Genomic DNA, 13,199 nt, shown 5'->3' on the forward strand with positions numbered 1-13,199 from the left:
CCGGCATGAGCGGCCCCTCGAACCCCATCAATCCGGGCCGCGGGCTGTCGCCCGAGATCCTGCGCGCGCTCTCCGATCTGATCGGAGAGGCGGGGCGCGCGACCTTCTGGGGCAAATATGCCGGCATCGTCACCAATCGCGACGATCCGAAATCTATTGGCCGCCTGCGCGCCCGCGTCCCCGAGGTGTTCGGGATGGATCAGGAGGCCGGTTGGGCCTTGCCCTGCCTGCCTTGGGGCGGCGGCAAGAACCGTGGCTTCTATGCCCTGCCCGAGGTCGGCGACACCGTCTGGATCGAATTCGAGGCGGGCGATCCGATGCGCCCGATCTGGACCGGCACCTTTTGGGGCGCACCCGAAAGCAGCGGCGGGCAGGACGATCTGGGCACGGAAACCGGGGCCGAGACCCCCGAAGGCCCGGACGGTCCGGCCAAGCCCGGCCTGTATATCCTGCGCACCAAATCCGGCCATGTCGTCAGCCTTGACGATGATGGCGGGCTGATCGTCATCGCCGAGGCCTCGGGCGCGGAAATCCGCATCTCGGGTCAGGGCGAAATCACGCTGAAGGCCGACAAGATCACCCTGGGCGATGGCGGGTCCGAGGCGCTGATCCTTGGCAACAGCTTCATGCAGATGTTCAACAGCCACACCCATCCGACCGGGGTCGGGCCATCAGGCCCGCCCGCATCCCCGATGACCTCCAGCCATCTCAGCCAAGTGTCCAAGACGAAATGAGGGTTCCCATGCCGCTGATCCCCGCGCTTTTGTCGCAGTCGCTGCAGGCCGACTGGCTGCCGCGTGATCAGGACGGGCCGTTTGCCGATGACGCGCAGGCCTCGGCCCGCGCGCTTGGCGGGGCGATTGCGGATTGGTTCGGGCAGGCGATGGCGGCGGGTATTCCCTGCGCCACGGCAGCCGCCCGCAAGGGCCAGTTGCAATCGCAGCTGACCCCGGTGCTGCAATCGGGGGCGGCGGCGGCGATGGGTCAGGGGATCGCGCTGTCGTTCATGGCCTATGTCGCAGGCCAGTCCTTTGGCCCCGGCGTCGCCGCGCCCCCCGCCGCCACCGCCGCTGCAGGGGCGGCGATCACGGCGGCCCTGTCGGACCTGCAATCGCCGCAATCGACCCGTGCCGACCTGATCGCGCAGGCCCTGCAATTGCAGGCGCTGTCCGCCATCGTGACATTCCCGCCGCCCATGCCGCCCGCACCCGTGACCTGAAGGGACAGAACATGTCGCCGCGCTTCATCGCCGATCCCTTTTCCCTTGGCCCGCCGCTGGTTCGCGCCGGCACCGGCCTGCGGCGCGAGGGCCTGTCCGAGACCGGCGATTTCCGCACCCATGTCCGCGACCGGATCATGGCGGTGCTGTTCACCCGCCCGGCGGAACGGGTCATGCGCCCCCGCTTTGGCGCCGGGCTGGATGCGCAGGTGTTCCAGAACATCTCGCCTTTGGCGCTGTCGGCCATCGAATACCGCATCCGCGAAAGCCTTGAGGCGGTCTTTGGCGACGAGGTGCTGCTGGAGGACCTGACCGTATCCGAGGGCGAGGATCAGGGCAGCATCCTTGTCACCATCGACTATGCCCTGAAACGCGACCGTGCCCCCGAACGGCTTGAGGTGGTGCTATGACCGAACCCGGCGCCTATGGTCTGGAATGGTCCGAGGCCGAGATCACCCCCGGCTGGCAGGGCATTACCGCGCTTGGCTTTGCCGACCCCGCACCCGCCGGCTATGCCGTGGAACTGCTGGTGACGCTGGCCAAGGCGGCATCGGGGCTGACGGCGGCGGATCTGGCGGTCTTTGCCCCGGATGGCAGCCCCTATCCGGCCGAGGTGCTGCCGGTCTCGAACGGGGACGGGCTGATCGCGGTGCGCTTTGCCGCCCTTGGCCCGCGCGGCGCGATGCAGGTGCGGCTGCTGTCGGGGGGCAACGATCCGCTGAACCCGTTCTTTGCCCGCTCGGATTTCGATTTCTTCATCGCCTGCCCGGCGGGCGATTGTCATGAGCCCGACCCACCGCCGCCCCCGCCGGGGCCGCAACCTGCCATCGACCTTGCGACCAAGGATTACGCGGGCTTTCTGAAGGTGATGCAGGATTGGGCGCTGGCCTCGGACCCGAACTGGGCGGCGGCCAACCCGGCCTCGACCGAGGTGATGCTGTCGGAATTGCTGGCCTATGCCGGGGAATTCCTGTCGCTGCATCAGGACCGGGTCATGCAGGAAGCCTTTATCGACACCGCGCGGGAACGCGTCTCGATCAGTCGCCATGCCCGCGCCTTGGGGCTGGCGCTGGACGAGGGCGACAGCGCCCGCGCCGTGGTCGCCGTGGACCTGCCTGCGGGCCGCGCCGGGTATCTGCCCGCCGGCACCCGTTTCGTCCGCGAGGAGGCGATGGGCCGGATCACCGCCACCTTTGTCAGCGCCGAACCGGCGCTGCTGGATGCGGCGTGGAATCCGGGGCTGGCGCGGGACACGGATCGCGGGCAACTGGCGCTGGCGGCATGGCCGGGCGCGCCCGATGCCGTCCTGCCTGCGGGCACGGCGCGCATCCTGCTGTGGGGCTGGGGCGCGAACCTGCTGCCCGGCCAGCATATCGCGCTGACGCAGGGCCGCGCCGCCCATGTCGCCCGCATCACCGATCTGGCGGAAATCCTGCTGCCCGGCTGGGCGGCCAGTCCGGCTGACCCCGCCCATAGCGCCCCGCGCGAGGTGACCGAACTGCGGCTGGACCCGCCGCTGGCCCTGCCCTTCCGCCCGTGGTCCGACCCCGCGGGCGCGCCGATGATCCTGACCGCCAACCTGGTCGAGGCGCTGCATGGCGAACCGATCAGCGCCTCGAATGCCGAAGGCGCGGATCTGGGCTTTGGCACCGGACGCGCCGATCTGGTCACCGCCACCGACCCGCTGACCGGGACGGTGATGATCCGCGCCCTGCGCACGCCGCGACCGCAGGTGCTGTGCGACGCGGGCCAGCCCTCGGTCCGGCTGACGGTCGGTCCCGACATCTGGCAGGCCCAGCCCTCGCTGATGAATTCCGCGGGCTTTGACCGGCATTTCGCGGTCGAAACCGAAGAGGACGGCTCGGTCTGGCTGATGTTCGGGGACGGCACGCGTGGCCATGCTTTGCCCTTGCCGCCCGGTTCGGACGGGGTGGCGCTGGGGGTCCAGCCCGCCGACCGCCGCATCCGGCTGGACTGGCGGCAGGGCGAACCCGAGGCCGGAAATCTGGGGGCCTTTGCCCTGACCGGACTGCGCCCGCCGGTATCCGATGATGCGGGTGCGGCGGATGATTTCGCGACGCTGGCCCCCTTGGCCGCAACCAACCTGCTGCCCGCGACCGGCGGCCGGGGCCGCGTGCCGCTGGAGGTGGCGCGCGCCCTGATCCCGGAATCGATCCGCCATCCCGACCGCGCCCGCTGCGTCACCGCCAGCGATTACGCCCGCGCCGCCGAGGATGTGCCAGGCGTCGCCCGCGCCGCCGCGACCGCGCTGGGGGGCATCTTCAACACGGTGCTGGTGCTATGCGCCCCGGATCAGGGCGAGGCGCTGGACGGCGCCACCTCGGCCGCCGTTCATGCCCGGCTGGATCGGCTGCGCATGGCCGGGCGTGAACATGTGCTGGGCCAGCCCGATTACGTCGCGCTGGATATCCGCCTGCTGATCTGCCCGCATGGTCAGGCGGGCGCGGCCCTGATCCGCCGCGCGGTGCGCGAGGCGCTGGCACCGGGTTCGGCCGTTCGGCCCGGCTTCTTTCACCCCTCGCGCCGGGGCTTTGGCGATCCGATCCGCCTGTCGGAACTGCTGGCCCATGTCGCGCGACTGCCGCAGGTCGGCGCGGTCAAGGCCGAGATCTTTCGCCCGCTGGGCCGCGCCGGTGCGCCCGATGTCGCCCCGGTCATCGCCCTTGGCCCGACCGAGATCGCGCAGTTCCTTGGCGATGAGGCCCGCCCCGAAACCGGCCGCCTGTCCATAGCCGTGCTGGGCACCGACACCATTCCGACCGGCGAGGGCTTCGTCATCGCCGGTCCCGCCCCCGAAACCGCAGGGTGATCCCATGTCACGCCCGCCGATCCATCGCCCCGTCCCCTCGCCCCGCGATCCCGAACATTACTTCGGCCCGGATTTCACCGCCTTGGTCGCGCTGGCCGAAAGTGTCGCCCGCGATGCCCACGGGATCGAGATCCCCGCCAAGGGCCGCGGCCTTGCCCGCACCCTGATCGAACTGCCCGCCCTGCTGGCCCATATCCTGGGCGAGCATCAAAGCCTTTACGCGCGTGAGGCCAGCCCCGGCACCGCGCGACTGGCCGAACACCTGACCCGCCACGCCCGGAAGCTGGCCTATGCCCCCGATCCGGGGGTGGCGGCGGTGGGCCTTGCGGCATTCACCGTCAAGCCGGGCCTGTCGGGCAGCCTGCCCGCCGGTTTCGCGCTGATGACCTCGGCCTTGGGCGAAGAAAAGGCGCGGGTGATCGAGACCATCGAGGACACCCGCATCGACGCCGCGTGGAACGCCATGCGCCCCGCCGATGCGGCGCTGGTCAACCCGGTGCGGACCGATCGCGGCTATCTGCAATTGCCGCTGAAGAAGCGCCACGGGCTGGCCCGGGACGAGGTGGTGCTGCTGGTGAACATGAACCGTGCGGGCCTGTTTCGCGTCACCGATCCGATGGCGGATGCCCCCGCGCCGATGATCGGGCTGGCATGGCTGGGTGGCGATTTCTTCAACCGGACGGGAACGCAGCAGGATTGGGATGCCGGCTACCGCCTGCATGTCCGGCCCAAAAAGACCTCACGGCTGTTTGGCTGGAACGCCGCCGCCCTGTGGCCCGCCGCCGCGCTGGCCAATCCCGCGAGTTATGCCGCCCCCGCAACGACGGCGACGGTGGGAACCCGCACCTATGGCTATGAAAGCCCGGCCAGCCCCGGCTCAGCCTTGATGCTGGACGAGGCCATTCCCCCCCTGCCCAATGGCGCCTATGTCGCCGTGATCGGTCCCGCAGCCGCTACGCCCTATTGGGTCGAAATGAGTGGTGAAACCGTGGTCAGCTTCGTGCGTGGCGAGGTGACCGAACAGCCGCAGGTCTCGACCAATACGGCGGGCGTGGTCAGCGTCACCGCGATCCGCGTGGTGACGGAAACCCGGCTGTCGGCGCGGGTCAGCACGCTTGCGCTGAACACCATCCCCTTGGCCGCGTCGGCGCGGACATGGACGACATTCCCGCTGGACGCGCAGATCCTGTCCGGCTGGACCGAGGCGCTGGAGCTGTTCCCGACCGTGCCGAACCCGGGCCCGCTGCAACCCGACCTGACCATCGCCGCCGATCTGTCCGCGATGCGGCCGGGGCGGCCCGCGATCCTGCGCCGCATTTCCACGGGTGAGGCCCGCGCCGCCACCCTTGCCGCGCTGAAGGTGCCCACCAGCCCCCTCGCGCCGTGGCAGGTCAGGCTTGAGGTCGCGGGCGGCTTTCCGTCAGGCTGGGCGCTTGGCGATGTCGAGATCCTTGGCAATGTCACCCGCGTCAGCGATGGCGAAACCAAGACCGAGATCCTTGGCAGCTCCGACGGGGTGACGCCGCATCAGTCATTCGCGCTGAAGAACGCCCCCGTCACCCGGCTGGCCGGGGCCGAGGGCGCGCAGATCGCGCTGGATGTGCGCGTCGATGGCGTCGCATGGCAGGGGGTGCAGGATTTCCACGGACAGGGCGCGGATGCCCGCATCTATGTCACCCAGACCGATGCCGATGGCCATGTCACCATCCGTTTCGGCGGCGAGGGGCGCGGCGCGATCCCGCCCTCGGGGCGGCGCAACCTGACCGCCAGCTATCGGCAGGGTCTGGGGGGCTTGGGCAATGCCGGCAAGGGGCGGCTCAGCCGTATCCGCAAATCCTCGCCGCTGATCGAGGCGGTGACGAACCCGCTGCCGATCCTTGGCGGAACCGATCCCGCCGGGGCCACCGACATTGCCCGGCAGGCGGTGCGGCCGGTGCGGGTCTTTGACCGTGCCGTCTCGGTCGAGGATCACGCCGATCTGGCGCTGCTTTATCCCGGCATCACCCGCGCGCAGGCCCGCTGGCGCGACGGCACCGGGATCGAGCTGGTCGCCGCCGATGCCGAAGGCAACGGCCCCGCCGATCTGGCCGGGTTCATGGGGTTCATGGACACACGCCGCGACAGCAGCCTGCCCTTGCAGGTGGTTGCCCCCCAGCCTGTCGACATCACGCTGGCGCTGCGCATCGAACGCGACCCGGCATGGCTGTCCGAGGCCGCCCGCCGCAGCGCCGAGGAAGCCCTGCTGGGCGCGGCGGGGCTGTTCACATTCGCCGGGCGGGAACTATCCGCGCCGCAATCGCTGTCGGGGGTCTATGCGCTGTTGCTGTCGCGCCCCGGCATCGCGGCGGCCATGGCCACGCGCTACCGGCTGCAGGGTGACCCCAGCAGCGCGCCGCAGCGGGTCGACATGATCCATGCCTCGACCCGGCAATGGCTGCGCCTGCTGCCCGCCGCGCTGGAGATCCAGATGCTGGACCCCGGCGGGCTGGACCGCGCGGCACTTGGGGGTGCGCCATGACCTATCCCTATGACCGCGATCATCTGGACCGCATGGCCGGGCTGCTTTACGCGCTGATCCCGGAATTTCACAAGCGCCGCGACCGGACCGCCGCCGCCTCGGTCCCGCCCGAGGCGCAGGAGCTGCGCGCCATGGTCGAGGCGCTGGCCGCGCCCTTGGCCGCGATCCAGCAATCCATCGAGGAGCTTTACGCCGATTTCTTCGTCGAAACCGCCGGAGAGGCGATGCTGCCCGGCCTTGCCGCCGGCATCGGCCTTGACCCCGCCTTTCGCGACCCCGAGGCCAACCGCCGCGACCTTGCCGCCGCGATGGGCTGGCGCAGGCGCAAGGGCACGCCCGCCATGCTGGAGGAAATGGGCCGCGTGCTGCTGGACCGGCAGGTGGCGCTGGCCGAGGGCTGGAAATCGGTGATGCTGGTGCAGGATCTGAACCTGATCCGCACCGAACGGATCATCGCCGGTCTGCGTCCGGCCTCGGTCGCGGAACGGGCGCAGGGGCCGCTGTCGAACCTGATGCGGCTGATCGATCCGCGGCCCATCGGCCCGGATAGCGGCCATGTCCATCCGCTGCATCTGGTGCATTGGGCCTTTCCGACCCGGCTTTACCCGCTGACCCGCGCCGCCTGCCATGAACTGCCAGCGGGCGCGGGCGACCGGCGCTTTGCCTTTGACGCGGATGATGCGTGGCGGGCGCTGCGGGTGCGGGCGACGGGATTTGACGACCGCCCCGGCACCGACCGCGTGCCGGACGGGCTGTTTGCCGAAAGCCCTGGCGACTGGTTCGGGCGCGAGGGGCGCTTCAGCATCCGCCTGACCGGGGTTCCGGCAGCGGCCTCGCCCCCCGACGCGCCGATCCTGCGCAATGCCCGCCGCATCCCCGCCGACAACGCCCTTGGCCGCTCTCCGGCCGAGGTGACGCTGATTGCCGCCGATACCGCGCGCTATTCGGGTGAGGTCGCAGTGATGCTGGTTTCGGCCCCGCTGGCAGGCGCGCTGCCCGATCTGGCGCAGGCGGTGGATCGGGGCGGGCTGGGCATTGGCCCGGCCGGGGCAGGCGCGGCCCTGCCCGGCGCGGGAAATGTGGCATCAAGCCATGTCATGCTGTTGCGCCTGTCGCCCACGGGCGCGGCATCCAGCCGGATGGTGGGCGAAACCGTCATCAGCGTCGCGGGCTCTGCCGCCATTGCCCGGCGCGCCGCCACCCCTGCCGAACTGGCGCAATCGGGCTATGCCCGCGGCGCGCTGTATCTGCGCATCCCCGAACGGCGGGTGACCGGGGACGTATATTTCTGGATCGGCGCGGATGGCAGCCTGCATGAACTGCTGGCGCTGGAGGGCGGCGATCTGCCCGCGCGGGCGCTGGTCTCGGCCCCGGTCGGCCCGGTCTGGCCCGAGGCGGCGGAAACCGCCGAGCGCCCGCCCTTTGCGCCCTCGCTTGTCGCCCCCGGCGCAGCCCCCGCCTTGCTGCACGGGGCCGAGGTGCTGCGCGCCAATTCCGCCGGGCTGATCGGCGCGGGCGTGCGCAATGCGCTGGTGCTGGCGCTGGGATATTTCGCGGGCCAGCGCCGTTTCTCGCCGATGCTGCGGCTGCGCTGGAACGGCCCGGACCCGCGAACGGCGCAATGGCAGGCGGTGGGGGCGGACGGCGCACCGATTGCCGCAGCGGGCCTTGCCGCGCATCTGGCGGGGCTGGCGCGGCTGGCCGCATCGGGGCCGTCGGATCTGGCGCTGACGCTGCGGTTTGAATCCTCGGTCCCCGGCGCGATCATGGTGCCGGGCGAGCTGGCCTTTACCGCCCATGACGGCAGCGCCGTGCTGGTCCACCTGCCCGAGCTTGCCGCCACTCAGACGCTTGAGGCCGCGCCCGATGGCAGCGGCTTCTGGCCGCGCGGCCCGGCCCCCCTGACGCGGCACAGCGTGGCAGTGCAGCTGGGGGCGGATGGCTCGACCTGGCTGGCCGGGACAACGCGGCTGATGCGGCGGGGCCTGGGCAATGCCGCCCCCCTGCTGGACCCGCGACCGATGCGGCGACGGCAGGCGGGCTGGCGGCGGCTTTGTCCGTGGCAGAATGAAACCGCCGTGGACAAACTCGAACCCACCCGCCCGGCGCGGCTGGACATCGACCCGCGTTTTGGCCTGTTCGCGCTGAATGGGGGCGATCAGGTCGTGCCCCATCCCCCCGGCATGGGCGTGCCGCCCCCCGGCCCGGTCAGCGTGGACATGCAGATGGGCGCGACCATGCCCCTTGGCGCGCTGCCGCTTGACCATCGCCGCCATCTGGGCCTGCCGCTGCCGCCGACGCGGCTGGTGTCGAACATGGGGCATCTGGGTCCCGACGCCACGCCGGACCTGCTGGACCTGCCGCTGCACCGATCCCTTCACGCGGCGCTGCAGGCGGCCGGGGCCTCGGGGCTGGAGGACGAGATCATCGAGATCCGCGATTGCGGTTTCTACGGGGCCGAGGCGCTGGACTGGCCCGTAGGCCCCGCGCGGCTGGAAATCCGCGCCGCACCCTTGGTCTGTCCGGTGATCCAGATCGCCTCCAGCACGCCGGGGGCTGCGGGCTATGCGCGGCTGCGGCTGGCGGGTCTGGCCCTGACCCGCGAGGGTCTGGCCGAGGTCACGCTGGACCTGCCCCCCGCCCAGCAGGTCGAGATGGATTTCCTGACCGTCCTGCGCGTCGGCATCACCCTGCGCGCGCAACTGCTGGAAGCCGCCGGGGCCGAGCGCATGACTCTGCGCCGCTGCCTGCTGGGGCCGCTGCGCATCGACGATCCCGGCGAATTGCTGATCGAGGACAGCATCCTGTCGGCTGGAAATGACACCTCGCACGCGCTGGACGCCGCCCTGATCCGCACCGAGACCAGCCGCGTCACCATCGCCGGGCGACTGGAAGCGCGCGAGGTTGAGTTATCGGACACGATCGTCACCGGCACCGTGCTGGCGCATGAAAGGTTCCGCGGCTGCCTGCGATATTGCCTGATCGCGCCGGGCAGCCTGACCCCGCGCCGTCACCGGGTTCTGGACGCCGAACCGACCGGCCGCCCGATCCGCGCGCCATTCGAGTCCCGTGACCGCCGCGATCCGGCCTTTCTGCGGCTGGATGCGGGGGGCGATGCGCGGGTGCTGCACGGGGCCTCGGACGGCGGAGAGATCGGGGCCTTCAACGCCGCGACCTTGGGCGAATTGCAATCCGGGCTGGCAAGGCGGCTGGCCGAACATACGCCGGCGGGCCTTCGAGCGGGAATCGTGACGCGGCCCTGACCGCTGCACAACTGGGACAGAAGAAGGAAAAGGAGAAGCGCCATGGAAGGGGATTTCTCGCGCGGGCACCGGCCCGATGCCAAGCGGGGCCGCAGCTATCGCCGCGTGCTGGCGCGGCAGGGTGCGGCGCTTCTGGACAGCGACCTCAATGCGCTGATGGATCTGGGCGACCGCATCGACCGGCAGGGCATCACCCATCTGGCCTGCGCGGCGGGCTCGACCGATCTGGGCTTTCTGGTCACGCCGGGGCGGATGCTGGCGATTTTCGACCCAGAGCTGGGCCAGCCCTTTACCCCCACAGCGCCTGCGACGGCGGTGCGGGATTTCTCGCGCAAGTATCTGGACCGCTTTCCCGGCCTGCGGATCAATGGCGGCGGCGGCAGCGTCGCGGTGACCCTGCGCGCGCCCCTGACCGCTGCGACCGCCTGCCGGGTCTGGCTGCGCGCCGATCAGCCGGTCAGCGCCACGATCGCCGGCACGGTCATCGCCCTGCCCGGAGGCGGAAATTTCGCGCCCTATCCGGTCACGCTGAACGGCGCGACCGTGACCCTGCTGCCCGGCCCGCAGCCCTATGCGCTGGCCCTGATCGAGACCGCCGCCCCCGTCACCGGCCCCGCCGTCCTGAACTGGTGTGCGGGTGAATACCAGATCGGCGGGCTGATCGCGCCCGCCACCGACGCGGCATGGCCCGATCTGTCCGGCCCGGCGGGGGCGGCGATGCTGGCGGCATCGGGGGGCGCGGTGGGCGCACGGCTGGTCGCCTATCTGGAACTGTCCGAACGCGTCGTCACCGCCATCGAGGACCCCGGCCTGCGCGAACAGGCGCTGGGACCGGGACGCGAGACCACCAGCCGCAGCGCCCTGCTGGCGCAGGTCAAGCTGGCGACCGTCAGCGGGTTGACCGATGCGGCGGTGGCGGGCGCGTTTGCGCGGCAGGTCCAGCCCTCGGGGCGGGTGACCTTCGGGACCAGCGCCGGGGCGGATGCGGCGGATCCATGCGACCTGCCGGTGCCCGGCGGCTATAGCGGCACCGAAAATCGGCTGTATCGGCTGCAGGTGCATGAGGCCTCGGCCGCCATGACCCGGTTCAAATGGTCGCGCGACAATGCGGCGGGGCTGTGGCCCTGCACCCTGATGCCCGACCAGCCGCCCGGCGCGATGGTGACGCATGTGCGGGTCGCAGCCTCGGATCCGCTGCGCGCGGGCGATCTGGTCGAGCTGACCTCCGAGGCGATCGAGCGCGGCGATGCCACCCCGGCCAGCCTTGACGCCGCCGGTCTGCACCGCCCTGTCCGGGCGCAGGGGCGGCTGTTCCGGCTGGAGGGCGGGGAAATCGTCGCCGGGTCGCAGCGCGAATTCCAGCTGCTGGACCCAGCGACCGAATTGCCGGTGTCCCCCTTCGATCCCGCCCCCTTCGGCGCATTGGGGCTGAAGCTGCGGCAATGGTCGGGGCTGCTGGAGCGGCCCGGCAATGGCGCGGCCAGCCTGACGCTGGAATCGGGTCTGATCGCCGATGTCACCGGCGCGTTCGAGCCGGGCGACTGGTGGCAGGCCGAAGCCCGCGTGCTGGCCCCGCAGGCCAATGGCCCCGCCGTCACCACCGCCCACGGCCCCGAACGCCAATTCGCGCCGCTGGCTTTGCTGGAGCGTGGTGCTGCCAATACGCCGCTGATCCTGCTTGCATGGCTGGACACCCGCTCGCGCAAGCTGTGCCAGCAAGAGGCCGATTTCACCACCTATGACGGCGACCGCGTCGGCACGGATGCCGATACCGTGCAAGAGGCGCTGGATGAGCTGTTCCTGCGCCTGTCCGACGACTGCGGCGAAATCGCGGTGCCGCTTGGCGCGCCGGTTCAGGCGGTGATCGACACCATCCCGGCGGGCGGTTCCGCCCGGATCTGTCTGAACGCCGGGACCCGCACCCTGACCGAAACCATCGTCGTCGCCGACAAGGGCGATCTGATCGTTGGCGGCATCGGGCCAGGGACGCTGCTGACCGGCAACCTGCGTCGCCTGATCCGGTTTGAGCGCTGCGCCTCGGTCGATCTGCGCGATTTCGCGCTGGCGGCGCAGGGGACCGGCCCCGGCGCGGTCGTCGATTTCGTCGATTGCGGCGAGGTGCGGATGGACCAGATCCGCATCACCGCCGCCGGTCCGGTGCCTGCCGGGGCCTCGGCCGTGCGTCAGGTTTCCGGGACGGCGCGACCGACGCGGGGCTTTGCCATGCGGCGCTGCACGCTCAGCCTTGGCATGTTCGATACCGGCGTCACCGCCAGCGATCCCGGCCATGCCGAGATCGCGGATAATGACATCATCACCCGCCCCGAGGCGCTGAACTTCCCCGCCGCACTGCAGGCGGGCGGGCCGGTCCTGCAGGCGGCGGGGGCGGTGATGATGGACCGGCTGCATTTCTATGACGACGATGGCGGCTTTGACTTCGTCGGCGGGCCGTCCTTGGACATCACCCTGCCGGGCTTCACCATGGCCCGCCACGGCATTGCGCTGAGCAACGCGATGTGGGGCCGCGATACGCTGTCATTCGGCACGCATGTCACGCTGGACGCGCATCTGTGGGAACATATCAGCGAGTTGAACCAGCCGCCGGGCGGCAGTTCCGAGCCGCCCGAATCCATGGACGATTTCCTGCAAGGCTTCCGCCAGCGGCTGGTGCTGACCCTGTTCGGACTGGGCGGCGGCGCGCAGATCCCGGCCGATCTGCTGGGCAATTTCAACACAGTGCGCAGCGGTCTGACCGCCAGCAACCAGACCATCCATGGCAGCGCGGGCATTGTCGTCGCCGCCAGCCGTGGTCCAAAACGCGCCGAGCCGCGCAACCAGCCCATCGCGGAACTGCTGGCGACGCCCGGCCAAAGCGCGCGGATCAGCGGCAACCGTGTATCCGGCTTTGCCCAAGGGGTGCGGGTCGCGGCTTCGGGCAATGGCAGCGACCGCAGCAATTTCCTGTTCTTCGAAAGCGTCGAGGTCAGCGAAAACCGCATCTCGCTGCGGCTGCCGTGGCAGGCGCGCCAGCGCGGCGGCATCCGCATCGGCCATGCGCTGGGGCTGCGGGTCATCGGCAACCGGGTGGTCGATCCCTTCTATGTCGCCCGCTCGGATGGCGAGCCGCCGATCGGGCTGGACAGCGAGGGCATCCGCCTGTGGGGCTGGTATGGGCCGATGGTCGAAACCCGCGGCAATTTCAGCCACGGGGTCGCGGTCGGCATCCGCTGGCACCCGCTGGGCCGGACCGAGCCGCTATGGGGCCGCCCCGATGTGTTCATGCGCCGGTTTGACGCCAATGCCTATTCCGGCATGGGCCAGTCCAGCGAACCCGCAATCCTGCCGTGACGGAGAAAGGCTTTGGTCCCG

At 70.7% G+C, this 13,199-nt stretch carries 7 protein-coding genes; all 7 read left to right on the forward strand.

Translation table 11 applies throughout. The features are described from left to right. Positions 1 to 5 precede the first annotated feature (5 nt). From IB235_RS09140 to IB235_RS09170, 7 genes are read left to right on the forward strand one after another with little or no spacing between them, the layout of a single operon-like run. Entirely contained in the window at positions 6 to 734 is a 729-nt protein-coding gene (locus tag IB235_RS09140; RefSeq protein ID WP_192336457.1) for a phage baseplate assembly protein V, read from the forward strand. Positions 735 to 742: 8 nt separating this feature from the next. After that, entirely contained in the window at positions 743 to 1,219 is a 477-nt protein-coding gene (locus tag IB235_RS09145) for a hypothetical protein (RefSeq protein ID WP_155039411.1), read from the forward strand. An 11-nt stretch (positions 1,220 to 1,230) separates the two neighbouring features. Continuing rightward, entirely contained in the window at positions 1,231 to 1,629 is a 399-nt protein-coding gene (locus IB235_RS09150) for a GPW/gp25 family protein (protein ID WP_192336458.1), read from the forward strand. After that, on the forward strand, positions 1,626 to 4,049 hold the full coding sequence (locus IB235_RS09155; protein ID WP_192336459.1) for a hypothetical protein: 2,424 nt from the start codon (positions 1,626 to 1,628) through the stop codon (positions 4,047 to 4,049). Before IB235_RS09150 ends, IB235_RS09155 begins: the two co-directional genes overlap by 4 nt. 4 nt (positions 4,050 to 4,053) lie before the next feature. Then, on the forward strand, positions 4,054 to 6,567 hold the full coding sequence (locus IB235_RS09160) for a hypothetical protein (RefSeq protein WP_192336460.1): 2,514 nt from the start codon (positions 4,054 to 4,056) through the stop codon (positions 6,565 to 6,567). After that, the gene (locus IB235_RS09165; RefSeq protein ID WP_192336461.1) at positions 6,564 to 9,830 is read left to right on the forward strand and encodes a phage tail protein; all 3,267 of its coding nucleotides are present in this window, start codon (positions 6,564 to 6,566) and stop codon (positions 9,828 to 9,830) included. Before IB235_RS09160 ends, IB235_RS09165 begins: the two co-directional genes overlap by 4 nt. 42 nt (positions 9,831 to 9,872) lie before the next feature. Further along, the gene (locus IB235_RS09170; protein ID WP_192336462.1) at positions 9,873 to 13,178 is read left to right on the forward strand and encodes a hypothetical protein; all 3,306 of its coding nucleotides are present in this window, start codon (positions 9,873 to 9,875) and stop codon (positions 13,176 to 13,178) included. The last annotated feature ends 21 nt before the right edge of the window (positions 13,179 to 13,199 follow it).

Source organism: Paracoccus sp. PAR01 (genome assembly GCF_014851995.1).
GTDB lineage: Bacteria > Pseudomonadota > Alphaproteobacteria > Rhodobacterales > Rhodobacteraceae > Paracoccus > Paracoccus litorisediminis.

Bases quoted from the DNA above. Each gene is read 5' to 3' on its own strand.
- IB235_RS09160 (WP_192336460.1), top strand. From the start codon at position 4,054: ATGTCACGCCCGCCGATCCATCGCCCCGTCCCCTCGCCCCGCGATCCC.
- IB235_RS09170 (WP_192336462.1), top strand. From the start codon at position 9,873: ATGGAAGGGGATTTCTCGCGCGGGCACCGGCCCGATGCCAAGCGGGGC.
- IB235_RS09145 (WP_155039411.1), top strand. From the start codon at position 743: ATGCCGCTGATCCCCGCGCTTTTGTCGCAGTCGCTGCAGGCCGACTGG.
- IB235_RS09150 (WP_192336458.1), top strand. From the start codon at position 1,231: ATGTCGCCGCGCTTCATCGCCGATCCCTTTTCCCTTGGCCCGCCGCTG.
- IB235_RS09140 (WP_192336457.1), top strand. From the start codon at position 6: ATGAGCGGCCCCTCGAACCCCATCAATCCGGGCCGCGGGCTGTCGCCC.
- IB235_RS09155 (WP_192336459.1), top strand. From the start codon at position 1,626: ATGACCGAACCCGGCGCCTATGGTCTGGAATGGTCCGAGGCCGAGATC.
- IB235_RS09165 (WP_192336461.1), top strand. From the start codon at position 6,564: ATGACCTATCCCTATGACCGCGATCATCTGGACCGCATGGCCGGGCTG.